This window comes from Rhizobium sp. P2_G2 (assembly GCF_056403555.1).
In genome coordinates this window covers 1-21724 of the sequence record NZ_JBFUFF010000039.1, presented here as the reverse complement: position 1 = coordinate 21724, position 21724 = coordinate 1, and the positions used below count along the sequence as shown (strand labels likewise).

Annotated in this window: 25 protein-coding genes; 8 read left to right on the top strand and 17 right to left on the bottom strand. The window is 60.3% G+C overall.

The window, feature by feature from the left end; translation table 11 throughout:
• The first annotated feature begins 29 nt into the window (after positions 1 to 29).
• From fliN to AC1D06_RS23890, 4 genes are read left to right on the top strand one after another with little or no spacing between them, the layout of a single operon-like run.
• Positions 30 to 677, top strand: coding sequence for a flagellar motor switch protein FliN (fliN, locus tag AC1D06_RS23905; protein WP_477877595.1), 648 nt, complete (start codon positions 30 to 32; stop codon positions 675 to 677).
• Positions 678 to 723: 46 nt separating this feature from the next.
• The gene (locus AC1D06_RS23900; RefSeq protein ID WP_477877594.1) at positions 724 to 1758 is read left to right on the top strand and encodes a flagellar motor switch protein FliG; all 1035 of its coding nucleotides are present in this window, start codon (positions 724 to 726) and stop codon (positions 1756 to 1758) included.
• Positions 1759 to 1803: 45 nt separating this feature from the next.
• A complete protein-coding gene (gene flhB, locus AC1D06_RS23895) occupies positions 1804 to 2889 on the top strand; it encodes a flagellar biosynthesis protein FlhB (protein WP_477877593.1) in 1086 nt (361 codons plus the stop codon).
• 2 nt (positions 2890 to 2891) lie between these two features.
• Positions 2892 to 3332, top strand: coding sequence for a hypothetical protein (locus AC1D06_RS23890; RefSeq protein ID WP_477988294.1), 441 nt, complete (start codon positions 2892 to 2894; stop codon positions 3330 to 3332).
• A gap of 108 nt (positions 3333 to 3440) precedes the next feature.
• Here the strand turns inward: AC1D06_RS23890 and visR are convergent, their stop codons facing one another.
• The 14 genes from visR to AC1D06_RS23820 all read right to left on the bottom strand — a co-directional run bounded on the left by visR (position 3441) and on the right by AC1D06_RS23820 (position 16532).
• Entirely contained in the window at positions 3441 to 4184 is a 744-nt protein-coding gene (visR, locus tag AC1D06_RS23885) for a transcriptional regulator VisR (protein ID WP_477988292.1), read from the bottom strand.
• 3 nt (positions 4185 to 4187) lie between these two features.
• Complete coding sequence (gene visN / locus AC1D06_RS23880; RefSeq protein WP_477877590.1) at positions 4188 to 4904, bottom strand: transcriptional regulator VisN; 717 nt, start codon at positions 4902 to 4904, stop codon at positions 4188 to 4190.
• A gap of 376 nt (positions 4905 to 5280) precedes the next feature.
• Positions 5281 to 6987 (bottom strand): flagellar basal-body MS-ring/collar protein FliF, encoded by a 1707-nt coding sequence (fliF, locus tag AC1D06_RS23875; protein ID WP_477988291.1) that lies wholly within the window; start codon positions 6985 to 6987, stop codon positions 5281 to 5283.
• A gap of 94 nt (positions 6988 to 7081) precedes the next feature.
• The gene (locus AC1D06_RS23870) at positions 7082 to 7834 is read right to left on the bottom strand and encodes a hypothetical protein (protein ID WP_477988290.1); all 753 of its coding nucleotides are present in this window, start codon (positions 7832 to 7834) and stop codon (positions 7082 to 7084) included.
• 149 nt (positions 7835 to 7983) lie between these two features.
• Positions 7984 to 8370: a chemotaxis protein CheT gene (cheT, locus tag AC1D06_RS23865; RefSeq protein WP_477877587.1), complete on the bottom strand. Its 387-nt coding sequence runs from the start codon at positions 8368 to 8370 to the stop codon at positions 7984 to 7986.
• A gap of 20 nt (positions 8371 to 8390) precedes the next feature.
• Positions 8391 to 8942, bottom strand: coding sequence for a chemoreceptor glutamine deamidase CheD (cheD, locus tag AC1D06_RS23860; protein ID WP_477877586.1), 552 nt, complete (start codon positions 8940 to 8942; stop codon positions 8391 to 8393).
• The gene (locus AC1D06_RS23855; protein WP_477877585.1) at positions 8939 to 9328 is read right to left on the bottom strand and encodes a response regulator; all 390 of its coding nucleotides are present in this window, start codon (positions 9326 to 9328) and stop codon (positions 8939 to 8941) included. Before AC1D06_RS23855 ends, cheD begins: the two co-directional genes overlap by 4 nt.
• Positions 9328 to 10389, bottom strand: coding sequence for a protein-glutamate methylesterase/protein-glutamine glutaminase (locus AC1D06_RS23850; RefSeq protein WP_477988289.1), 1062 nt, complete (start codon positions 10387 to 10389; stop codon positions 9328 to 9330). The genes AC1D06_RS23855 and AC1D06_RS23850 overlap by 1 nt, the downstream gene beginning before the upstream one ends.
• Complete coding sequence (locus tag AC1D06_RS23845; protein WP_477877583.1) at positions 10386 to 11288, bottom strand: protein-glutamate O-methyltransferase; 903 nt, start codon at positions 11286 to 11288, stop codon at positions 10386 to 10388. The genes AC1D06_RS23850 and AC1D06_RS23845 overlap by 4 nt, the downstream gene beginning before the upstream one ends.
• On the bottom strand, positions 11288 to 11755 hold the full coding sequence (locus AC1D06_RS23840) for a chemotaxis protein CheW (RefSeq protein ID WP_477877582.1): 468 nt from the start codon (positions 11753 to 11755) through the stop codon (positions 11288 to 11290). The genes AC1D06_RS23845 and AC1D06_RS23840 overlap by 1 nt, the downstream gene beginning before the upstream one ends.
• 29 nt (positions 11756 to 11784) lie before the next feature.
• Positions 11785 to 14088 (bottom strand): chemotaxis protein CheA, encoded by a 2304-nt coding sequence (locus AC1D06_RS23835; protein ID WP_477988288.1) that lies wholly within the window; start codon positions 14086 to 14088, stop codon positions 11785 to 11787.
• Positions 14089 to 14102: 14 nt separating this feature from the next.
• Entirely contained in the window at positions 14103 to 14468 is a 366-nt protein-coding gene (gene cheY1 / locus AC1D06_RS23830; RefSeq protein WP_477877580.1) for a chemotaxis response regulator CheY1, read from the bottom strand.
• Positions 14468 to 14761, bottom strand: coding sequence for an STAS domain-containing protein (locus AC1D06_RS23825; protein ID WP_477877579.1), 294 nt, complete (start codon positions 14759 to 14761; stop codon positions 14468 to 14470). Before AC1D06_RS23825 ends, cheY1 begins: the two co-directional genes overlap by 1 nt.
• 142 nt (positions 14762 to 14903) lie before the next feature.
• Positions 14904 to 16532, bottom strand: a complete 1629-nt coding sequence (locus tag AC1D06_RS23820; RefSeq protein ID WP_477988339.1) for a methyl-accepting chemotaxis protein — start codon at positions 16530 to 16532, stop codon at positions 14904 to 14906.
• Positions 16533 to 17195: 663 nt separating this feature from the next.
• Between AC1D06_RS23820 and AC1D06_RS23815 the strand changes: the two genes are divergently transcribed.
• Genes AC1D06_RS23815 through AC1D06_RS23800 form a run of 4 tightly spaced genes read left to right on the top strand, consistent with a single transcriptional unit; the run spans position 17196 to position 19410 of the window.
• The gene (locus tag AC1D06_RS23815; RefSeq protein ID WP_477988287.1) at positions 17196 to 17657 is read left to right on the top strand and encodes a YbaK/EbsC family protein; all 462 of its coding nucleotides are present in this window, start codon (positions 17196 to 17198) and stop codon (positions 17655 to 17657) included.
• A 10-nt stretch (positions 17658 to 17667) separates the two neighbouring features.
• A complete protein-coding gene (locus AC1D06_RS23810; protein ID WP_477988286.1) occupies positions 17668 to 17967 on the top strand; it encodes an XRE family transcriptional regulator in 300 nt (99 codons plus the stop codon).
• Between the two features lie 9 nt (positions 17968 to 17976).
• Positions 17977 to 18588: an isochorismatase family protein gene (locus tag AC1D06_RS23805; protein WP_477988285.1), complete on the top strand. Its 612-nt coding sequence runs from the start codon at positions 17977 to 17979 to the stop codon at positions 18586 to 18588.
• Positions 18589 to 18624: 36 nt separating this feature from the next.
• Positions 18625 to 19410, top strand: a complete 786-nt coding sequence (locus AC1D06_RS23800; protein ID WP_477988283.1) for a YdcF family protein — start codon at positions 18625 to 18627, stop codon at positions 19408 to 19410.
• 16 nt (positions 19411 to 19426) lie between these two features.
• Here AC1D06_RS23800 and AC1D06_RS23795 read toward each other — a convergent pair whose 3' ends face one another.
• The 3 genes from AC1D06_RS23795 to AC1D06_RS23785 form a co-directional block, all read right to left on the bottom strand.
• A complete protein-coding gene (locus AC1D06_RS23795; protein ID WP_477988282.1) occupies positions 19427 to 20404 on the bottom strand; it encodes a sensor histidine kinase in 978 nt (325 codons plus the stop codon).
• Between the two features lie 136 nt (positions 20405 to 20540).
• Complete coding sequence (locus AC1D06_RS23790) at positions 20541 to 21347, bottom strand: response regulator (RefSeq protein WP_477877573.1); 807 nt, start codon at positions 21345 to 21347, stop codon at positions 20541 to 20543.
• 144 nt (positions 21348 to 21491) lie between these two features.
• Positions 21492 to 21724, bottom strand: a 233-nt coding sequence (locus AC1D06_RS23785; RefSeq protein WP_477988281.1) for a hypothetical protein, incomplete at its 5' end; no start/stop codon positions are given.

Here is a 21724-nt window from a genome sequence, read left to right as displayed (position 1 = left end):
GCGCAAGTTTGAACTGGAATAGTCATACTATGGCACCCAAGACAGCAAAGACACCAGACGCACCCGACCTCGGCGACAACAATGACGAGCTCGACCAGGCTATCAACGACCTGCGCGGCGTGTTGAAGGCCGACGCCGACGGCGCCCCAGCTTCAGCCGGCGATTTCGGCATGGATTTTCCGGCAACCTCAGAAGCGTCGAGCGATTTCGGCTCGGGCTTCGATGCCGACCCGGCCTCCGAAGCGACGAGCGATTTCGGCGGCGCTTCGGATTTTGGCGGCAGCAGCGATTTTGGCGGCGGCAGCGATTTCGGCTCCGGTTTCGGCGGTGGCGATTTCGACGAAGCCGCTTTCGGCGGCGCGCTGCCGAACGCTTCGGCGCAGTCCTCATCCTTCTCGGCGAGCGAGCCGGGCAGCGGCATGCAGGCCAACATGAACCTGATCATGGACATCCCGATCGATGTCCAAATCATCCTCGGCTCAAGCCGGATGCAAGTCTCCAGCTTGATGAATCTCACCGAGGGTGCAATCATCTCGCTGGATCGGCGAATCGGTGAACCTGTGGATCTCGTCGTCAATGGCCGGCTGATCGGCCGCGGCGAGATCACTGTGATGGAAGACGACGAGACCCGTTTCGGCATTCGCCTCCTTGAGGTGAAAGCGGTTGCGAAATCCTGAGTTATAGTTCGTAATAAACCGGAATGATTCCGGGGAGACCGTCGAAATGTTTGACTTCGACAATTTTGGCGAGACTGCGCTCACCAGCAATCTGAGCCCGCCGGACAAGGCTGCTGCAGTGTTGCTGGCCATGGGCAGGCCGATTGCCGGCCGCTTGCTGAAATATTTTACCCAGGCTGAATTGCAGGCCATTATTCATTCCGCGCAGCGGCTGCGGCAGATCCCTCCCCAGGAACTGATCGAACTGGTCAACGAATTCGAGGACCTGTTCACTGAAGGCGCTGGCCTGATGGACAATGCAAAGGCGATCGAAGGCATCCTCGAAGAGGGCCTGACGCCGGACGAAGTCGACGGCCTGCTGGGCCGACGCGCCGCTTTCCAGGCCTATGAAGCGTCGATCTGGGACCAGCTCGAAAGCGCCGATCCGAAATTCGTTGCCAAATACCTGATCGACGAACATCCGCAGACCATTGCCTATGTGCTATCGATGATTCCCTCTTCCGCCGGCGCCAAGGTGCTGATGGAAATGCCGGAACGTCGCCGCGCCGACATCCTCAACCGTACGGTCAACCTCAAGGAAGTCAGCCCAAAGGCTGCGCAGGTGATCGAAAACCGGGTGATGGATATCCTGCGCGACCTCAACACCGAGCGCAATGCGACCGGCACGGTCAAGGCGGCTGAACTGATGAACGAACTCGACAAGCCCGATGTCGAGGCGCTGCTCGATTCGCTCGAGGCACTCAGCAAGGAAGCGGTGCAGAAGGTGCGGCCGCGCATCTTCCTGTTCGAAGACTTGCTGACCATGCCGCAAAAGAGCCGCGTCCTGCTGTTCAACGACATTGCCGGCGATGTCATCACCATGGCGCTGCGCGGCGTCGCGGCCGATATTCGCGAGGCTGTGCTGTCGGCCATCGGCGCCCGCCAGCGGCGCATGATCGAACAGGACCTCGGCGCACCCGATACGGGTGCCACGCCGCGCAACATTGCGATTGCCCGCCGTTCGATCGCCCAGGAAGCCATTCGTCTCGCGGCCAACGGCCAGATCGAGCTCAAGGAACCAAACGGCGCGGCAGCCGCCTGACGGTTGACGGTCTGAGAGCACGCTCTAACGTGAGGACCGACGCTCATGGCTGACGGTGCTGATAAAGAAAGTAAAACAGAAGCCCCTACCCAGAAACGTTATCTGGAAGCGGCGGAGAAGGGCAATGTGCCCTTCTCGCGCGAAATCACAGTCTTCGCCTCGACGCTGGGCATTTACATCTATCTCGTTTTCTACCTACCCTCCGGCGTTGCCCATCTCTGGGATACGCTGAAGAGCCTGTTCGAGAAGCCGGACCAATGGCGTTTCGAGACCGGGCCTGATGTCGTGGCGCTGTTCATGCGTCTTGGCTGGGAATCGACGGCGATCGTGGCCCCTGCCTTCATCCTGATGGCGACCTTCGGCGTCGGCGCCTCGGTGTTACAGAACCTGCCGAGCCCGGTGCTCGAGCGTATCGCGCCGAAATTCTCGCGCCTCAATCCAGTCTCCGGCTTCCAGCGCATCTTCGGCCTGCCAGGCTATGTCGAGTTCGGCAAGTCACTGGTCAAGGTGTTGGTTGTCGGGACGGTGGTCGTGCTGACGCTCAAGACCGAGTACTTCAAGTCGCTCGATGCAATGTTCTCGGACCCCTATTTTCTGATGAGCAAGCTGAGTTCCGACGTCCGGACAATCCTGCTGATCGTGCTGATCGCGTCGGGCGTCGTCGGTATCACCGACTATTTCTGGACCCATCATCAATGGTTCACCGAGCTGAAGATGACCAAGGAAGAGGTCAAGGAAGAGCGCAAGCAGATGGATGGCGACCCCATCATCAAGCAGCGCCAGCGCTCATTCGCCCGTGACCTCGCCCGCAAGCGCATGATGGCCTCGGTGCCGCGCGCCACGCTGGTCATCGCCAACCCGACGCACTTCGCGGTCGCGCTGCGTTATGTCCGCGAGGAGGATGCGGCACCGGTGGTGATCGCCAAGGGCCAGGATCTGATCGCGCTCAAGATCCGTTCCATTGCCGAAGAAAATGGGATCCCGGTCTTCGAGGATCCACCGCTTGCGCGTTCCATGTTTGCGCAAGTCTCCATCGATAGTGTGATTCCGTCGGTCTTCTACAAGGCGGTCGCCGAACTTCTGCAGAAGATCTACGCATCGAAGAGCACGAAGAGACGGATCAACGGATAGCAATGAAAAAATGCACCTATTCTGCCGAGCGCGAGAAAATCGTGGCGGAAGCGCTTCGCCCTATCGCCACCGAGTTGCGGCTGATCGATGCCGCCGACCTCGTCTCGTTGCTCAGGTATGAACGCTGGGGGAATCTGGCCGATCTCGTCTCATCGGCAGCGGAACTCTATTTCCTGCCCGGAACCGTGCGTTTCGGCGTCGGCGGCGATTATCATCTCGACTGGAACAGCCAGCCGGAAATCCTGCTCGACCTCGAGATCAAGCCTGATGGCGTCAGCATCTACGCCAAGCTGTCGCTGACCGACGAACTCGCTGGCCTGGAAATCTCGCACATCGCCTTCCAGGACCCCTCCCCTGACCAGGACATCAACACCGCTTTCCTGGCCGAAAGCCTGCAGAAGGCGCGCTTCGTCGTGCCGCCACCGATAGCCAGCCTCAACTAAGGCGCGTCGCGTTTTTTAAATTCGGCTCCAGGCGCTTTAGTTCTTTGTTTTTTGCATGTCTCCCGAAACCGGTGACCACTTTCGGGAGACATGCGCTAAAAACTGCGATCAGGCGATATAGCCGAGGCGGATCGCCTTGGCGATCGCCTGGATGCGGTTGACGGAATCGAGCTTCACCGTCGCTGAGGCGAGGTAGGCGTTCACCGTATGCACCGAGAGTCCGAGCTGGCCGGCGATCTCTTCGCTGACCAGGCCGTCACCGGCGAGCTGCAAGCAGGCGATCTCGCGATTGGAGAGCACCTCATCCGGCGCCGAACGGCGCTCGTCGAGCACGAGCAGGTCCATCATCATCTGATGGCTGCGGGCGTGCAGGTCGATGATGATCTCACTGGTGATATCGAGATAGTTGGCGGCGAACACGGTATAGCCGTTGCCCATCGATCCCAGGCGGACCGGCAGCGCGATACCGCAGACCGGCAGGACCCGGTTCTTCAGGCGCATGACAAAGGCGGAGAAATCCGGCGTCTCCGCCGTCTGCGTCTCTTCCTTGCCATTCCATAAGAGCGGCAGCGACGAGACTTCGAGATGCTCGAGCAATGTCGGGCCATAAACGTCGAGGATGGAAGAGGCGCCAACTTCGCTGTCGCTGGGGAAATTGTCGAGGATGCAGGTCAGCTTGCGGCGGCTCGGCAGACCGGAATTGTTGGTCTTGAGGACGGCAAAATTGCGCGCATGGGCGAAGCGCTGCATCGCCACCAGGCGGGGAAAGAAATCCGAGCGGCTGACAGCCTTCATCTGCCGCTTTGTCGGTTCAGCGAAGCTTTTGGATTCCCGGGCACGGCTTTCAGTCATCAGCTAAACCAGATTGTGGCGGACCGCATAGGCGATCGCCTCCGAGCGCGTCCTCGTGGCGGTCTTGCGCATCACGCTGGTGATGTAATTGTTGATCGTATTTTTCGAAATACCAATAATGGTGGCAATTTCGTCGCTGGTCTTGCCCTCAGCGATCCAATAGAGGCATTCAAGCTCCCGATCGGTCAGGTCCATGTCCCGCGACGTGCGCGTCGTATCCTGGAAGAGCAGGCTGGCGAAATAGCTCGCGAGCACCCCCGTCTCCCTGAGACGCTGCTGCGACAGGATGACATCCGTCGGGCAGATAAACATCAGGACGTAGCGGTTGCGGCCGGAATTGAAGATGATCGTGCAATATTCGCGGCTGGAGCCTGCCGGCAATTCGCTTTCTTCCGGCAGCATCGAAAAGGCCGGATGCAGCGTCGACAAGCACTTGTCGAGCTCGGTCGTGCGCGAAAGCTGCGTGATCAGCTCGATACCACGCTTGCAGACGAGATCGAACGGCCAGTCGGACGAGATGACGTTGTCGAGGCCATTCTCGCTATTGAGCTCGTGGCGCGCCAGCAGATAGCCGTCGGCGCCGACATAGTTCGCCAGGACACGCAAGCCGGCGGAGACATCAGCCGCCTCAGCGCTCGCCCTGAGACGCTCGATCAATTGCTCGGCCGATAAGGGGCGCCGGGCTGCCGCAGCCGGGGGGATTGCCGGCACTTCCTGCATGTCTCTGTCCAGTTTCGCGCTTGCCACAAAATCACCCAATAGACGGCGCTTCTGCTCAATAGACCGGCAAATGTTCGCAACGAGTGGCGAAATCTTAGTTTGGTCGTTCGAACCGGTACCTATTGATGGAATGTGCTGATTCGTCGCGAAATACAAATAATTATTATCCAAAATCGATCGGAACGGTGTTCGAACAAGTCTCCGTAACAGGAGTGCACGGTTCTCCAACGAAAAGGTAGAAATCTAATACCTATTTTGACAGCGGTATTTTTTTTGTATTTCGCTACGTCTTGGCTCATTATACTTGCGATCAAAAATACATTGCGCCGACGATGGGTCGCCGGCGCAAGCATTGCTTGTTCTGAAACTGTGCGGATCAGCCGACCTTTTCCGGGATCGCCCATTTGCGCAGGATCTTGGCAGCACGCTCTTCGCTGATCTCGACCATGCGCGTGAGGCGGCGTTCCGGGCCTTCCTTGACGCGCTTGGCGATGCCGCTGCCATCGTCCTCGCCGGAGAGAAGGTCGTCGGTCGAGTCGAAGCCGAAGTCCGAACCGAAACCTTCCATAAGGGCCGAGCCGGGCCCGCCCATCGGCGGCGAGAAGTCCGGCAGTTCGAGGCCGGCGGTCTCGCCCGTGGGCAGGGTCGCCGGGGCACCGATGCCGGCAGCGGCCAGTTCAGGTCCACCGATAGCCTTGATAAGCGGCCGGAAGCCCAGCCAGACGATCAGGAAAGCAACCAGGACGAAGGCGCCGGCATTGATCATGCTGCCCATGTTGCGCATGAAGACATCCATGAAGGATTCGCCTGATGACGCCGTGTCCTGAAGCAATTCATTTTCAAGGAAGTTGACAGAGGAGACGTTGACCACGTCGCCGCGCTTGCCATCGACGCCGACGGCCGACGAGACGATCGCCTGCATCTGCGCCAGGAAGGCGTCATACTTGGTCTGGTCGAAGGGCGAGCCGATCAGCTTTTCGACACGGCCGCGGTTCAGCACGACAGCGATCGACAGCTTGTCGATCGTATAGCCGTTGCGCACCGTGGCGACGGTCTTCTGGTTGATCTCGTAATTGGTCTGCTCTTCCTTCTTATTGTTCGAGTCGGATGACTTCGGACCCGTCGTGGTGCTCTGGTTGCCCTGCGGCACGTTCTGTTCGACAGTGGTCGCCTGATCGGCGTTCTGCTGTTCCGATTTCTGGTCTTCCTTGGTCGTGCGTACTGAGCGCTCGACTTTGGAATCCGGATCGAAAGTGGTTTCCTGGGTCTGCTGCGCGTCGGTATTGAGCTTGGCGGTCACCGAGGTGCGGAAATTGTCCATGCCGAGGAACGGTGCCAGAGCATTATCGATCTTGCCTTCCATCTCGGTCTGCAGGTTCTGCTCGACGCTGAGCGAGCGGTTCAGGGCGCTGTTGGATGGATCATCGCCGGATGCCAGCAGTTGGCCGGCAGAATCGAGGATGGTCACGTCATCGACCGAAAGCCCCGGGACGGCTGCCGCAACGAGATGCCGGATGGAGGTCGCAGCCTGCCGGCCAGTCTGCTGTGATGCGCGGATCATGACCGAAGCGGTCGGCTTCTGCTCCTGCTGGCGGAAAGAGCCGCGGTCTGCCATGACGATATGAACGCGAGCGGAGCTGATGCCGTCGATAGTCTGGATGGTGCGGGCGATTTCGCCTTCCAGCGCGCGGACCCGGGTGACTTCCTGCATGAAGGAGGTGAGCCCCAGCGAGCCGACATTGTCGAACAGCTCATAGCCGGCATTGGTCGAACTCGGCAGCCCCTTCTGGGCAAGCATCAGGCGGGCTTTGCCCGTCATGCCGACAGGCACCTGGAGCGACGTGCCGTCGGTGCCGACCTTGAAGTCGACGCCGTCCTCGGCGAGCGCGATGCTGATCTGGTTGAGGTCAGCGGTTTCGAGACCGACATAGAGCGTCTCGTAACCCGGCCGGTTGACGTAGTAAGTGCCCACCAGGATGACCAACAGCGTGACCGCGCCGACGATGCCGAGCGCAATGAGGCGCCCCATTCCCAGTTGGGTCAGGTTCTTCAGGATTGCCGTGAGCTGATTCAACAGATTCATTCTGTTCTCGCAAGATTGTGCAAAGCCAAGCCTGGGGCATATCATTCCCCGCTCGCACCCTACGCAGCCAAGCTTGCGCGAAGGTTTTCGTTTTTCAGCTCAGAGCCGGATTCGGGATGCCTTTGCCGAGGCTGCAATTTTCCGGCGGCCGGCCCATAAGCCGTCCCTCATACCAGTCGACCCATGCGTCCCAGCGCCTATGCCGCGCAGATGGCGACCCGCGAAACGTTCCTATGAGCTCCGACAATTCGGGCTGTTCGGTTTTGATGTCGATATTCGTCCCCCAGGCCGGCGCCATGGCAAGCGCCGGTGCGGCAGTTCCGGCCTCGACCAGACCAATGTCGGCGTCGAGCGCCTGCCAGAAGACGGCCTGACGCGCTGATGCCAGCGCAGGGTCAACAATTGCGGAGAGCGCCGAGCACGCCGTATAGGCGATTTCACCTGCCGGTCGACCCGTCGTCGCGTCACTGATGGCGTAGACCGCATAGACCGAGCCTGCGGGAGCAAGCGCGAAGGTGTCGCCGTGATCACGCAAGCCTTCGTTCTGGAGACCGGAGACGATGGAGGCCGCCCTCGCAGACGAAACAAAGGCAATGTTTCGAAGCCTCGAAGCATTCACGGCATCGATCGAGGAAAGCCACAGCGCGGATGAAGCGTGGGCGATGGACCGCGTCAGCCCCTCACGCCAGCTATCCTTGCCGTCCGGCTTGCCAGACATGGCGCGGAGGCCTGGAAGCACCCGCAGCGCCATTCTCATCGTCAAGACGGGTGACAAGGCGGCTTCTTGTCCTGAATCCAGGCGATAGAGCCACTGCTCGAAGTCTGTGCCGCCGCGGATCCGACTCATCTATACCTGCCTTCAGTTGCGTCGGCTGACGTGACCTGGACAATGCCACTCAAAATGAGGAGAGTCTATGAAAGGCAGGAAGAGACTGGCTTGCTTTAACTGCGCCGAAGAATTTGGTTGCGGCGAATTCTTCGAACAGACTTTTTTAATTAAAACAGGTCGAAATCGCCGACGGCGCGGGTGATGGGTTGCGAATGGCCATGGCGCAAGCCGCCGGCCAGCGCCTTCTGCATGTCGGCGAGCTTGACCAGGTTGAGCGCGGTTGTGACGTCGACGAGAATCTCTTCGGGAATGGCCGCGGTCACCGTGTCGATGAATTCGGCGAGACCGCGCGCCTTCTGAACGGCCAGGTCGATGCCCTGCATGACCATCATGCGGTCGGCGGTGTCGAGTATGCCACCTTCGGCGTTGGTCAGAAACGGCTCGATGCGTTCAATCAGATAGGCGACATCATGCAGCTCGGAGACCACACGCATCAGAACTTCGGGAAGCGACTCCTCGGTTGGGGTCAAGTGCGACGCGAGACTGGACTGCATAAGATTGACCCTTTTTGAACTCAGAAGAACTCGATTGAACTTTCGGCGGGCTTCGGCGTGGAAACGGTGCGGGTTTCCAGCTGCACGGTGCGCTGCGTTTCGGCGCCGTTCAACGCATATTGACGAGCGCGGCCGGAGACCGGCCAGAATTCCAACTTGCGGCCGGCGTCACCGCCGGTCGATCCACCGACGAGCTTGATGCCCTCGTCGCGCAGAAACTGCGTGGCGAAATCGGCGTTCTGCTGGCCGACATTGGAGAAGGAGGCGATCGTCTTGGCGCCGCCGAAAATCTTGGCCTCCAGCCGGTCGCGGCGGGCGCCCTGTTTCAACAGACCATTGATCAAGAGTTCCATGAGATGCACGCCGTAGCGCGAGACATCGCCGCCCTGGGCCATGGCTTCAACCGAGCCGGGCAGGAGAAAGTGGTTCATGCCACCGATGCCGGCCGTCGGGTCGCGCAGACAGGCCGCGACGCACGAGCCCAGAACCGTCGACAAAACGACATCAGGATCCTTTGAAACTTTCCACTCGCCTTGGATAACGTGCTGTCGGCGGAAGCCATCCGTGTTCATTTGAGCGACCCGAACACGGCTTCGATAGCAGCCTTCATCTTGTCGATGGTGAAGGGTTTGGCGAGCACGTTGTTGGCGCCGAGACTGGCGGCCTTCTGGACCAGCGCCCGGTCACCCTGTGCTGTGAGGATGATGAACGCCGCCTTTTTGGTGGTCGGGTTGGCTCGAACCGCCTGAAGGAAGTTGATGCCATCCATCTTCGGCATGTTGAAATCCGAGATCACCAGGTGGTGTGGCTGCTCGGCCATGATCTTCATGCCCTGCTCGCCGTCGCCCGCCGAGGTGATCTGCTTGAAGCCCAGCTGGGTCAAGGCGTCGCTCAACAGTAGGCGGCTCGTTACCTGGTCGTCCACGATAAGGACTTTGATCTTCTCAGCGATAGACATTAGTCACTTCCTTCTTTACGCGCGGCCGTAAGTTTCAATATTTCTTCTCCGATGCCGCCGAGAGGCAGCTGCGTTTCCACAGCGCCGATCTCGAACGCCACACGGGGCATTCCGTACACCACGCAAGTCTTCTCGTTCTGCCCGACGGTGCGGGCGCCCGCGTGACGCATCTTCAACAGACCCGTAGCCCCATCCCGCCCCATGCCGGTGAGGATCACTCCTACGGCATTGCGACCGGCGAGCTCGGCCACAGAGTCGAACAACACATCCACTGACGGCCGATGTCCGTTGACCGGCGGCTTTTCGATCAGCCGGATCGTCGGAGCATGGGGATTGGCCACGGCCATATGCCGTTCCCCGCCGGGCGCCAGGTAGATGCGACCGATCTCGAGCCTTGCGCCGTCGGTCGCTTCATTGACCTGGGGTGCGCAAAGTCGATTCAGCCTTTCCGCGAAACTCTTGGTGAATGTCGGCGGCATATGCTGAGTGATGACGGTCGGAGGGCAATTAACCGGAAACTTCTTAAGAACTTCTATCAATGCCTCGACGCCACCCGTCGAAGAGCCGATTGCGACGATCTTTCGGCCGACGCGATACTCCGAAGCCACATTCGCATTGGCTGGCGACGTCGGCTGTGCCTGCGGCGTGCGTGTGTACTGATGGCGATAGCTCGACTTGGCTGCCGCCTTGACCTTCTCGATCAGTTCGTGGAACGGGCGCGAGTCACCCGGCGCCGGCTTGCCGATGCAATCGAAGGCGCCGATCTCCAACGCGGCGATCGAGGCTTCGGCGCCGCGATGGGTCAGCGACGAGACCATGATCACCGGCATCGGCCGCAGCGTCATGATCTTTTCGAGGAATTCGAGGCCGTTCATGTTCGGCATCTCGATGTCGAGCGTCACGACGTCGGGGTTGAGCTCCTTGATGGCGGCGCGCGCTTCCATGGCATCGCTCGCCTGACCGACGACGCTGACATCCGGATCGGAATTGAGCACCGCAGAAATCAGTCCCCGCATGGTCGCGGAGTCGTCAACCACAAGAACTCTCGCTGGTGACATCATGTCCTCCTTCCGCCGGCCTTGCCGATGAACTTGTAGGTGGTGATGCCGGTATTATCGAACAGCGCCTTGGCTTCACCCGATACACGCTCGGAATGACCGATGTAGAGATGACCGCCCTCGGGCAGCAGTTCCGAGAAACGCGACCAAATGCGCATCTGGGTCGGCTCGTCGAAATAGATCACCACGTTGCGGCAGAAGATCACGTCGAACTTGCCCTTGAACGGCCAATTGGCCATCAGGTTGAGCTCGTTATAGGTGATCAGCCGCTTGACGGCGTCGGTGACCTGCCACTTTTGCTTGCCGTCGACGACGACCTGCTGGAAATATTGCTTGCGCATCGCCGGGCTGACGGTTTCCAGCGAGGCCTCGTCATAGGCGCCGAGCCGGGCGGCGGCCAGGATCTTCGGGTCGATGTCGGTCGCCAGGATCTTGAAATCGTAGTCGGCAATGTTGGGCAGCACGGAAAGCGCGGTCAGAGCGATCGAATAAGGCTCCTGGCCGTCCGATGACGCCGCCGACCAGATGCGAGCCCGGCCGCCGGCCTTGACGCGGGATACGAGACCCGGCAGCACTTCAGTCCTCAGATGGTCGAAGTGATGGTTCTCGCGGAAGAAGCGGGTGAAGTTGGTGGTGAGAAAAGACAGCATCTCGCGGCGTTCGGCTGCCCCCGCCTGCGAGGAAACCAAATCGCAATAAGAGCGGAAATCCTTGAGGCCAAGCTGGCGGATATGCTTGGAGAGACGCGAATAGACGAGCGAGGCCTTCGTCTCGTTGAGGTAGATGCCGGCGTCGGAATAGATCATCGCAGCAATGTCGGCGAGATCCTTGCGGGTCAGCGGGAATTCTCCTCCGGCGAGGATTTCCTCCTGACTGCGGCGCGGGTCCAGGGCAAGGCTCATCAGGCAGCTTCACTTTCGGTTTGCGGGAAGATGGCCTCGAGCTCGACAAGGCAGATCATGCGATTCTCAAGAGCAATGATGCCGCGCGCGAACGACTTTTCGAGGTCGGAGGCGACTTCCGGTACGGGTTGGACGTTATCGTCGGTGATCGTCAGAATATCGGAAACGCCATCGACCAGCAGGCCAACCATGGTCTCGCGTACCTGAACGACGATGATGACATGCCGAGCGGTCGGCGCGGCCGGCTTCATACCCAACCGCGCGGAGAGATCGACGATCGGCAGCACGACGCCGCGGAGGTTGATCACGCCCATCATGTAATTGGGCGAGTGGGGCATGGGAGTTGCCGTCGTCCAGCCGCGAATCTCGCGGACAGCCATGACATTCACGGTAAATTCCTGCTCGCCGATCCGGAAAGCGATAAGCTCGCGGCCGCCTTGCGATATGGATTTTGCGGTGTACGTCATGCCGGCTCGCTCCAACTCCTACGCTTTATTTACCCAACGGCTGCAAGTGCGCCGTCTATCTTCAAACCCTGCCCCCGGGATGCGGCGACCACCGAGTCCACGTCGAGGATGAGCGCCACGCGCCCGTCGCCGAGAATGGTTGCCGCGGCGATGCCCGGCACATGGGTATAGTTTGCCTCAAGACTCTTAATAACCACCTGACGCTGGCCCTGAATCGCATCGACCATCAGTGCGCGCTGGCCGCCGCCTTCGGATTCGACCAGAAGGGCGACACCATCCACCGGATTGGCGGCATTGGCGCGGTAGTTGAGGATGCGGCCGACATCGACAAGCGGGCAGAAGGAGTTACGGATGGCGATCAGTTTCTGCGATGCGCCGAAGGAATGGATGGCCGACGCTTCCGGCTGAAGTGTTTCGACGATGGCCGTCAGCGGCACGACCAGCGTCTGGTTGGCGACCGTGACCACCATGCCATCGAGCACGGCGAGCGTCAGCGGCAGGCTCATGATGAAGCTGGAGCCATGGCCCGGGCGCGACTGGATGGAGATGCGGCCGCCGAGTGCCTGGATCGAACGCTTGACGACGTCCATGCCGACGCCGCGGCCCGACACGTCGGAGATCTTGTCGGCTGTCGAGAAGCCCGGCATGAAGATGATGTTGTCGATTTCCTCGTCCGACAGGTTGGCATCGGCCGGGATGAGGTCGTTGTCGATCGCCTTCTGCTTGACCTTTTCGCGGTTGATGCCGGCGCCGTCGTCGGAGAGTTCGATGACGATGCGGCCGGAACGATGCTTGGCGGTCAGCTTGACCGTGCCTTCCGGGTTCTTGCCGGCTGCCTTGCGCTTTTCGGGCGATTCGAGACCGTGGTCGACGGCGTTGCGGATCATGTGGGTCAGCGGCTCGGCAAGCTTGTCGATGACCGTCTTGTCGACTTCGGTGTTTTCACCTTCGGTGACCAGGCGGACCGACTTGCCGACCATGTCGGCGACTTCGCGGACGATGCGCGACATGCGCTGGAAGACAGGCTTCACCGGCTGGGCGCGGATCGCCATGACCGAATCCTGGATCTCGCGGGTGAGCTGCTGCAGCTCGTCGAGACCCATATTGATGCCTTGGGTGCCGCTCTGGTCGTTCTCGATGACGCTCTGAGCCAGCATGGCCTGGTTGATGACGAGTTCGCCCACCAGATTGATGAGGCGGTCGACGCGGTCGAGATCGACGCGGATGGTCGGGTTGCCCCCGGCGTCGCCACCCTTGGCGGCAGCCGCTTCGCGCTTTTCCGCCGGTGCTTCGCGCGGCGTGGCGGCCTTGGCGGAGATTGTCTCGCTGGCTGCGACTTCCTGGGCAGCCGTGGCGGCGAGCAGGGCCGAGGCGGCTTCCTCGTGGTTCTCTTCCTGCTCGACCGCCATAATCGGCTCTTCGTCGAGCATCGCCAGGTCGAACGGCACCGGCTGCATCGGCAGCTCTTCGTCGCTGCCCGCATGGGCGTCCGGTACGTCGTCGAGTGAGCGGATTTCGAGTTCGCAATCCCATTCGGCGAATTCGAAGACCTGGCGGATACCGTCCTCGCCCTTTTCGGTGGCGATGTGGATCTTCCAGGAGAAATAGGCTGCTTCCGGGTCCATGTCCGTAAGCGACGGCAGTGCGGACATGTCGCAATGGATGCTCATGTCGCCGAGGCGGCGCAGGTCGCGCAGCAGGAGAGCTGCGTCATTGCCCTTCGAATAGAGGTCCGAACGGGGCTTGAAGATGACTTCGAACGACGGTGCGCCTACAGCCTCTTCATCGCCGCCGAAATCGTCGAATGAGAAGGGAACGGGCTGGAAACCGCTATCGTCGGTCGGCTTCGGCGTCGCCTCCGGTGCGGCAGCCTTTGGGGCGGGTGCAGGTGCCGCCGGCTTCGGAGCAGGTGCCTTGGCAACCGGTTCGGCGGAACCTCCAGAGGGCGCTTCGCCACGGGCGAGCGCTTCGAGATCCTTGACCAGGCCGGTGGTGCGGCTCGGGTCGACCTTGCCGCCGTCGCGGGCGGCATTGGTGAGGTCGGCGAGCACGTCGGCCGACTTCAGCATGACCTTCATCACATCCGGACCCGGATCGAGCTTATTGGAACGAACGCAATCCAGAGTCGTCTCGAACACGTGGGCAAAGGCCACGAGATCGTCAAGACCGAAGGCGCCGGCGCCGCCCTTGATCGAATGAACGGCCCGGAACACGGCATTGACCGTCTCCGAATCCGTCTCGCCGTCATTCATCTTGAGCAGACCGGATTCCAGTTCAGCGAGCTGTTCCTCGCACTCCTGGAAGAAGATCTCTTTGATTTCGTTCATATCCATAGGAGTAATTCCCGTTAGGCGGTTACGCGCTCAATGGCATCGATAAGCTTGGTAGGATCGAACGGCTTGACGATCCAACCGGTCGCGCCGGCCTGGCGGGCGCGGTTCTTCTTTTCCGCATCACTTTCGGTCGTCAGGACAAGGATCGGAATCGCCCGGTATTTATCATTGCGGCGCACGCCTTCGATGAAGCCGAAGCCATCGAGACGGGGCATGTTGATGTCGGTGACGATGACGTCCGGATTRCACTGTTCCAGGACTTCGAGACCCTCGACGCCATCCTCGGCCTGGATCGTTTCGAAACCGGCATTGTTGAGGGTGACCAGCAACATGTTCCGGATCGTTCTGGAATCGTCGACTGTCAGAACTTTCTTCTTCATTATTTGCTCTCCTTTGCGAGCAGATGGTCGTAGTTGACGCCGATGAGCTGCATGGTTTTCGCCATGGCGTCAGACATTTTGGAGAAGGTGAAAGAGTGCTGCTCTTCCTCCCAGCTTTTAGCCGCGGACATCAGAACCTGAACGCAGAGCGCTCCGGCCCGCTCGACGGGCGAGGCATCGATGCTGACATTGCTGCCCCTGAGGGCCATGAGCTTGCCGTGAAGGGCCTGGGCCTCGTTGAGGTCCAGCACCTTTTCCAGGCTCAATTTCTTTGCTGCTGATTTGCCAGTCATATGATGATCCCTGATTGCCTGGTCCTCGGGACCAGGTTCGTCCTGTCAATCGTCTGCCGGGGACCGGCATGAAGAAGTTCATCGGCGCCCCGCCATCTTCCGAACCGAAGGCGATCCATCGCCATCCGTCCATTCCGCACGCTCATCTGACACCTCCGACCATCCTGGGCAGGACGGCATCGCCGGAGATATCGTCAAACATCGGCGGAATGGCTGCGACGACTGCCGCGGACGGCAAGGGCGTAATGCCCGCGTCCACCGGGCGCGCCGGTCTTTGAGGATAATTTTCGAGGCGGAACCGGCGGATCATGTCGCCAAGCTCATCGATTGTCGTCTTGATGTCGCCGGACTGCGTCAGCGTCTCGCGCGCGGCTTCCGCGCAGCGCGTCAGATCGTCGCCGACCGCACCGGCCGATTTCGACACCATCGCCACACCATCGGCCGCTTCCTTCGTCTCGCGGGCCAGGCCGGCGACCGCGTCGTTGATGGCGGCGACCTGTTCGGCGATGTCGCCGATGGCGGACTGCGTCTTCGTCACCATGGCGACGCCGCTGTCGACCTGCACCTTGGTGCCGGTCACCAGGTCCTTGATCTCGCGTGCCGCCTCGGCGGAGCGCTGCGCCAGTGCCCGGACTTCCTGGGCGACGACGGCAAAGCCGCGACCGGACTCGCCGGCGCGTGCGGCTTCGATACCGGCATTGAGCGCCAGCAGATTGGTCTGGAAGGCGATCTCGTCAATCACGCCGATGATCTGGCCGATCTTCTCGGCGGACTTCTCGATATCGGTCATGGCGTTCATCGCCTGGCCGGCTACGGTGCCGCTGTCGATTGCCGCCGCACGCGCCTTGCCGGAAGCCGTTTCAGCGCCACGGGCGCTGGCGGCGGTCATGCCCACCTTGGCGGCAATACCATCGATCTCCGTGACGATGCCGGCCAATGCCGCAGCCGACTGGCTATTGCGGCTTGCAAGGGTATCGGCGGAAAGAGCGATCCGGCCGGAGGCATGACTTAACCGCTCGGTATTGCTTTTCGACGACGCGAGTGATGTCGATATTTCGGTCAGCGCCGCCGTCAGGCTGTCGGCGATATCGCGATAATCCTCGGGGACATCCAGCGCGACCGGTGTGGAGAAATCCTTTTCGGTCAGGCGCTCAGCAACCTGGGAGAGGATGGCGCGCATCTCGATTCTGTGCTTGTCGGCTGCTGCCGACAACGACTGCTGATGACTGAGGCGGACTTCGTTGAAGCGCAGCGAGGTCGAAATTTCGAGATCGACCATGACCGCGCGGATCAAGGCACGCAGGAGATCGGTGAGCTTTTCACGCACGCGACCGCCGGTGCTGAACATCGATTTCGGCCAGAACTCGTCAAGCAGCCCCGCCACCAGATGTTCGAGCACCACGGAATGGCCGGCGATGTGCCAGCGCGGATCGAGGCCGATGCGGCTCTCGGTATCGGACAGAACCTTGACCCGCTCGGCATAGAGGCTGTCGAAGCGGGCATCGGTGAGCACGTCCCAGTGCGACTGGGTGAGATCGCAGAGGCGGTCGATCTGGGCTTCGCTCTGAAAATTGCGGGCGGCGTCGGGAAAGGTCTGCAGGCGCTGGAAGAGGTCGCGCAGCGCCAGTTTCACATGCGGCAGCAATTTGCTGCGGCTGTCGCGGACGAGCGCGGTCTGCTCGGCGTCAAGGGCGGCAAAGCGCAGCCGGCTCGCGAGGCCACCGCCATCGCGCCGCTCCTTTTCCGCCTGTCCTGCCGCCTCTACCAAAATCGATCCCCGTCAAAACGCACGACGCCAGCCGACGGGCTGACATGCCCCTCACACAACTCCAGGCGGACAAGTGCCGCACACCCTCGGCCAAGAGAGCGGCCAGCGCGGCAAATCCGGGCCTTGGAGGCCAAATTTCCAGTGAATTCCGGGCTTTGCATACCGGGACGACGAAGCGGCATCATGCCTATGGATTGGCACACCAATCCCATTCCGGCGTAATACCCATGTTTATGGTTAATTCCTTGCCTGAAGGTTAACGGGGGGTAGAAACATAGCGTAATCAATAAATAAAGTTGGTCGGTAAACTTTAATTAGCCTCTTTGCGAGACCCTCTCGGACCGAGCGGTAAGCCCGGGACAAGTCAATTGCGCTAGCTCAACCTGGCAAGATGACTATGACGTCATGCGAGGTATGAGCAATGATTGTTCTCGGGCTGAGCGCTACGCTTTTCGCCACCTGCACTTTGGCAGCATTCTCCCTTCTTCTGAATATCGACTTTGGCCGAAAGGCTGCGGGTAGCCGTATTTTCTAACGAAGCCCTATCTCAAGATCGATACTGCCTTATGCATGAATGCGCCGGTCTCATGGATTGGCGCATTCGGTTATTTGGGCTATAGGGCAAACTATGTCTTCCGATGCACTCCTTCCTGCCGGCAGTGATCCATGAGCGTCCAATCCGTCAAAGCCTTCTTCGCCGAACATGCACCTGATCTTCACGTCATAGAACTCGATGTCTCGACGGCAACCGTCGGAGAAGCAGCGGCCGGACACAATGTGGCGCCCGGCCAGATCGCCAAGACGCTCGCGATCCGCATCGCCGACGAAGTCGTGCTGCTCGTTGCCAAGGGTACGTCGCGGCTCGACAACAAAAAGTTCAAAACGCAATTTTCCGCCAAGCCGCGCATGCTGGGCCTCGACGAAGTCGAGCACGAGACCGGGCATCCGGTCGGCGGCGTCTGCCCGTTCGGGCTCGCAAAACCGCTCAAGATCTATTGCGACGTGGCGCTGAGGGAATATGACGAAGTCGTGCCGGCGGCGGGTGGCACCAAGGCGGCTGTCAGGATTGCTCCCGAGCGCATCGCCGTGCTGACAAAAGCCGAATGGATCGATGTCTGCGAGCACTGAGGAGAGCGTGATGATTACCTATTCGCAGTGCCGAGCCGCCAGGGCGCTTACCGAAATCACCTGCGACATGCTCGCTGAACGTTCGGGCGTGGATGCCGCTGGCATTGCCGACTTCGAACGCAAGCTTGTCGAACTCGACGACACCAGCATCCAGAAACTGCAAACGGCGCTTGAAAGCTTCGGCGCGCAGTTCATCGCCGAGAATGGCGGCGGTATCGGCGTCCGGCTGAAATTCACGCAAAGCGAATCCCGGCGCTTGCAGTCGCTCGAAAATGAAGGTGGCACTGCCGGCGACGACGAGGTTCCCTGAAAGAAGCATATGGCATCCGAAGCTCCCTGGCGGTTCGACAAGGGCCGCGCCGCCCTCCTGGTCATCGACATGCAACGCGACTTCGTCGACGAAGGCGCGATCATGGAAGTGCCGATGGCACGGGAATACCTGCCGGAGATGCGGCGCGTTCTCGACCGCTGCCGCGCGGAGGGCGTGCCTGTGTTCTTCACCCGGCATGTGCTGAGCGACCGCTTCGACGTCTCGCCCTTGGAGACGACCTATATCCCGCGGCTGAAAGCCGCCGGCATGCGCGAGGGCACGCCCGGCGTCGAGGTGGTCGATGCGCTAAGGCCCCTGGCGGGCGAGACGATTGTCGACAAGCACCGCTATGACGCCTTTTACAACACGCAGTTGGACACGGCGTTGCGCAATGTCCGCGGACCGAACGGCGTCGACACCGTGATCATCATCGGCACGGTCACCAATATCTGCTGCGAATCCACTGCCCGCAGCGCCTTTATGCGCGATTACAAGGTCGCCTTTATCAGCGACGCCAATGGCGGTCTCGATCAGGCCTCGCATGAGGCGACACTCGGCATCATCGGCCAGGTTTTCGGGCGGGTGATGACGACGGAAGAACTGCTCGCCGAAATGGTTTGAGCCATAGAATTTGAGCCACAGAAGGGGAAGGTCATCGTGTTTGCCATTTCGAAGTTCGCCGAGCAGTTCGTGATCCCGTCGAATTTCCTGCTGCTCCTCGGTCTGCTCGGCATCGTGCTGACGATCTTCCGGCGACGGCGCCTGGGCGGATGGCTGACGGCAATGGCCGTGGTCCTGCTGGCTGTCTGCGGCTGGGGCGGGGTGGAAACACCGGCGCTGGCGCCGCTCGAAAACCACTATCCCATCCCCGATCTGACCACGCCGCCGACCGGCATCATCATGCTCGGTGGCGGCGTCGACATCCACCTGACGGCCGACCGCAAGATGGTGACCATAAACGACGCCGGCGAGCGTCTGACAGAGACGGCGATGCTCGCTTATCGCTTCCCGACTGCGCGCATCTTCCTGTCCGGTGGCTTCGGCCAGCCGGGCAGCCAGGCCGATCCGTCTGAATCGACGGTTGCCAAGCAATTCCTCACCGGTGTCGGCATCGCCGCGGATCGCATCGGCATGGACGAGAAATCCCGCACCACCTGCGAGAACGCGGCGGAAAGCGCCAGGGCACTGTCGCCGAAACCTGGCGAAACCTGGCTTCTGGTGACCTCGGCCTGGCATATGCCGCGCGCGATGGCCTGCTTCAACGCGCAAAAGTTTCCGGTCGTGCCCTATCCGGTCGATTTCCGGACCCTTGCCGGGCGTGGGCGCCTTCCCAATCACACCGCCGCCCAGCGTCTCGACGACATCGATAGGGCTTTCCACGAATGGATCGGCCTGTTCGGCTACTGGCTAACGGGGAAAACAAGCGAATTGCTACCCTCGTGAGAATTTTCGCCGGCCATCACGCAGCTTTGTGAAGCTCGGCCGGGAACATCAGGTTATAGCGCACGTCGAACGGTGCTATCTGGTATTCGGCGCGGCCGTTGACCGATGCGGGGACCACCCGCTCGAGGATCGCCGTGCCGAGCCGCCGGACCGGGATGTCGGCACCGGCGTCAATGGTGCGGAAGCGCGGGTTGACCGGCTCCCTCCAGTCCACGCGGATATGCTTGATGCTGTCCACATCGGCGATCGAGCAGCCGACCCGGATCACATCGCCAGCGGTGAGGAACGTGCCGTAGTTGATCGCATTGATCAGCAGTTCGTGGAAGGCCAAGCCGAGATGCATGGTCACATTGGGCGAGAGCAGGATATTCTCGCCCTCGAAGGCGATCAGATCCTGGCCGCTCGGAATATAGGCGGAAACCTGCTGATCGAGCAATTCGTGGACGAAAGCGCCGCGCCAACCGGAATCGGTGACCAGGTCCTGCGAGCGCGACAGGGAAAAAATCCGCCCGCGCAGCTTTTGCACATAGGCATCGATCGTGTCGGTATATTGCGAGGTCTGCGTGGCGATGCTCTGGATGATCGCCAGCAGATTCTTCGAACGATGGCTGACATCGCGCAACAGCGATTGCAGGATTTTTTCGCGGCGCCGCTCCTCGGTGCGATCGATGATCGTGGTGATCAATTGCGTGCGGTTCAGCCGGCCGGTGAAGGCGAGGACACGGAATTCAAAAATCCTGGCTTCATCCAGCTCGATCTCGATGATTTCGGTGAGGCCGGATTGCCGCGCCCGGTTCTTCGCCGCGGCAAGCTGGAGCGCGATCGTGTCGCCAAAAATATTCGGGTCCGCCGGCTCCGAGAAATTGTCGATCCGCCAAAGGTCCGGCAGGCTCGTCACCATCAGGTAGCTATCGTCGGAATCCTGGAGAATCAGGCTGGCATTCATGTCCAAAAGCGCAGCGACGAAAAATGGACTGAGCTCATTTTCCGTCATGTCTTTTGCGTGCCAAAGAAATCGCTGCACTGCACCCACCTCGAAAACAGCCTATCGCGTCCGGCTTGCCCCACCCGAACATGCGGCGGGACACATCCCGCCGTCAATTGCGATATCTGATAGCGTCACGACTGTGTCAGGCTGACAGCGCCTGATACGTCTTGGCGCTCTCGTTGAAGAACAAGGCCTGGCTGATCAGCGCCTTGAGCATATCGGGGTTATAGGGTTTGGTGACCAGGAAGGTCGGCTCGGCCCGCTCTCCGGTCAACAGTCTTTCCGGAAAGGCGGTGATGAAAATCACCGGGATGCTCGCCACTTTGAGGATATCGTTGATCGCATCGATACCCGAGCTGCCGTCGGCGAGATGGATGTCCGCCAGAATCATGCCGGGACTGGTCCGCCGATAGAGGTCCACCGCCTCGGAATGGGTGCGCGCAATGCCACTCACGGTATGGCCGAGATCAAGAACGATATGCTCGATATCGAGCGCGATGAGCGGCTCGTCCTCGATGATCATGATCTCGGTCGAGATATGGCGGGCGATCTCCCTGGTGGCCTCGTCGATGAGCCGCCGCACCTCGTCGACATTCACGGACAGGATTTCAGCCGTCTCGGACATCGAAAATCCCTCTACCGATACAAGCAGGAAAGCATGTCGCGCCTGGGTGGGCACAGAGGCCAGGTTCGACACCGCGCGCTTCTCCCAGGCGTAAGGCGAGATGATCTGCGGGACGTCTACCGAAGCCGATTTCAGAATCCGTGCAAACAGCTTGTAAAGCGCCACTCTGTCGGAAGACGCGTTTGGAAATATCGAAATGTCGGCGATCAAAGCTTCCAGTGTTGCGGCGACGAATGCATCGCCCGAAGTCTGTGAGCCGGTTATTGCGCGGGAATAACGACGCAGAAACGGAAGATGTGCTGCCACGCGCTCGGTTAACGTCATGAATTTTCTCCCCAGATACAAGCGGACGAATTGGCCGGATAACCATACTAACGCGTCAGATATTTCATTGTTCCATTTGTTTACGATTTTTGCTTGCGCGACCCGAAGATGCAAGCCGACACCGCAGGTGGTTAAAGGAAACCATCATAGCGTCGCGGGACCCTTGCCTTCCTCGATGGCAGGATCGAGGCCGAGCCGTTCGAGAGCAAGCTCGATATCGCGCAAATTGGAATTCAACCCATCGTCCTCGATCATGCCGCCCTCCGAGGCAAGCCGCTGCTCCGCGCGGGCATCCTCACGCAGCCTCATCAGCTTTTGGATGCGGTCACGGCGAGACAGTTCCGGGTTGCGCAAAATGGAGGCGACCCTATCGCTTC

Coding starts and splice junctions, on each gene's coding strand:
- AC1D06_RS23795 (WP_477988282.1), bottom strand. CDS start 20,404: ATGACGGAAAATGAGCTCAGTCCATTTTTCGTCGCTGCGCTTTTGGAC.
- AC1D06_RS23870 (WP_477988290.1), bottom strand. CDS start 7,834: ATGAGTCGGATCCGCGGCGGCACAGACTTCGAGCAGTGGCTCTATCGC.
- cheD (WP_477877586.1), bottom strand. CDS start 8,942: ATGAACACGGATGGCTTCCGCCGACAGCACGTTATCCAAGGCGAGTGG.
- AC1D06_RS23840 (WP_477877582.1), bottom strand. CDS start 11,755: ATGACGTACACCGCAAAATCCATATCGCAAGGCGGCCGCGAGCTTATC.
- AC1D06_RS23890 (WP_477988294.1), top strand. CDS start 2,892: ATGAAAAAATGCACCTATTCTGCCGAGCGCGAGAAAATCGTGGCGGAA.
- AC1D06_RS23805 (WP_477988285.1), top strand. CDS start 17,977: ATGGCATCCGAAGCTCCCTGGCGGTTCGACAAGGGCCGCGCCGCCCTC.
- flhB (WP_477877593.1), top strand. CDS start 1,804: ATGGCTGACGGTGCTGATAAAGAAAGTAAAACAGAAGCCCCTACCCAG.
- AC1D06_RS23855 (WP_477877585.1), bottom strand. CDS start 9,328: ATGTCTATCGCTGAGAAGATCAAAGTCCTTATCGTGGACGACCAGGTA.
- fliF (WP_477988291.1), bottom strand. CDS start 6,987: ATGAATCTGTTGAATCAGCTCACGGCAATCCTGAAGAACCTGACCCAA.
- AC1D06_RS23790 (WP_477877573.1), bottom strand. CDS start 21,347: ATGACGTTAACCGAGCGCGTGGCAGCACATCTTCCGTTTCTGCGTCGT.
- AC1D06_RS23845 (WP_477877583.1), bottom strand. CDS start 11,288: ATGAGCCTTGCCCTGGACCCGCGCCGCAGTCAGGAGGAAATCCTCGCC.
- visN (WP_477877590.1), bottom strand. CDS start 4,904: ATGCAGGAAGTGCCGGCAATCCCCCCGGCTGCGGCAGCCCGGCGCCCC.
- cheT (WP_477877587.1), bottom strand. CDS start 8,370: ATGCAGTCCAGTCTCGCGTCGCACTTGACCCCAACCGAGGAGTCGCTT.
- AC1D06_RS23835 (WP_477988288.1), bottom strand. CDS start 14,088: ATGGATATGAACGAAATCAAAGAGATCTTCTTCCAGGAGTGCGAGGAA.
- AC1D06_RS23825 (WP_477877579.1), bottom strand. CDS start 14,761: ATGACTGGCAAATCAGCAGCAAAGAAATTGAGCCTGGAAAAGGTGCTG.
- visR (WP_477988292.1), bottom strand. CDS start 4,184: ATGACTGAAAGCCGTGCCCGGGAATCCAAAAGCTTCGCTGAACCGACA.
- fliN (WP_477877595.1), top strand. CDS start 30: ATGGCACCCAAGACAGCAAAGACACCAGACGCACCCGACCTCGGCGAC.
- AC1D06_RS23850 (WP_477988289.1), bottom strand. CDS start 10,389: ATGATGTCACCAGCGAGAGTTCTTGTGGTTGACGACTCCGCGACCATG.
- AC1D06_RS23810 (WP_477988286.1), top strand. CDS start 17,668: ATGATTACCTATTCGCAGTGCCGAGCCGCCAGGGCGCTTACCGAAATC.
- AC1D06_RS23900 (WP_477877594.1), top strand. CDS start 724: ATGTTTGACTTCGACAATTTTGGCGAGACTGCGCTCACCAGCAATCTG.
- AC1D06_RS23815 (WP_477988287.1), top strand. CDS start 17,196: ATGAGCGTCCAATCCGTCAAAGCCTTCTTCGCCGAACATGCACCTGAT.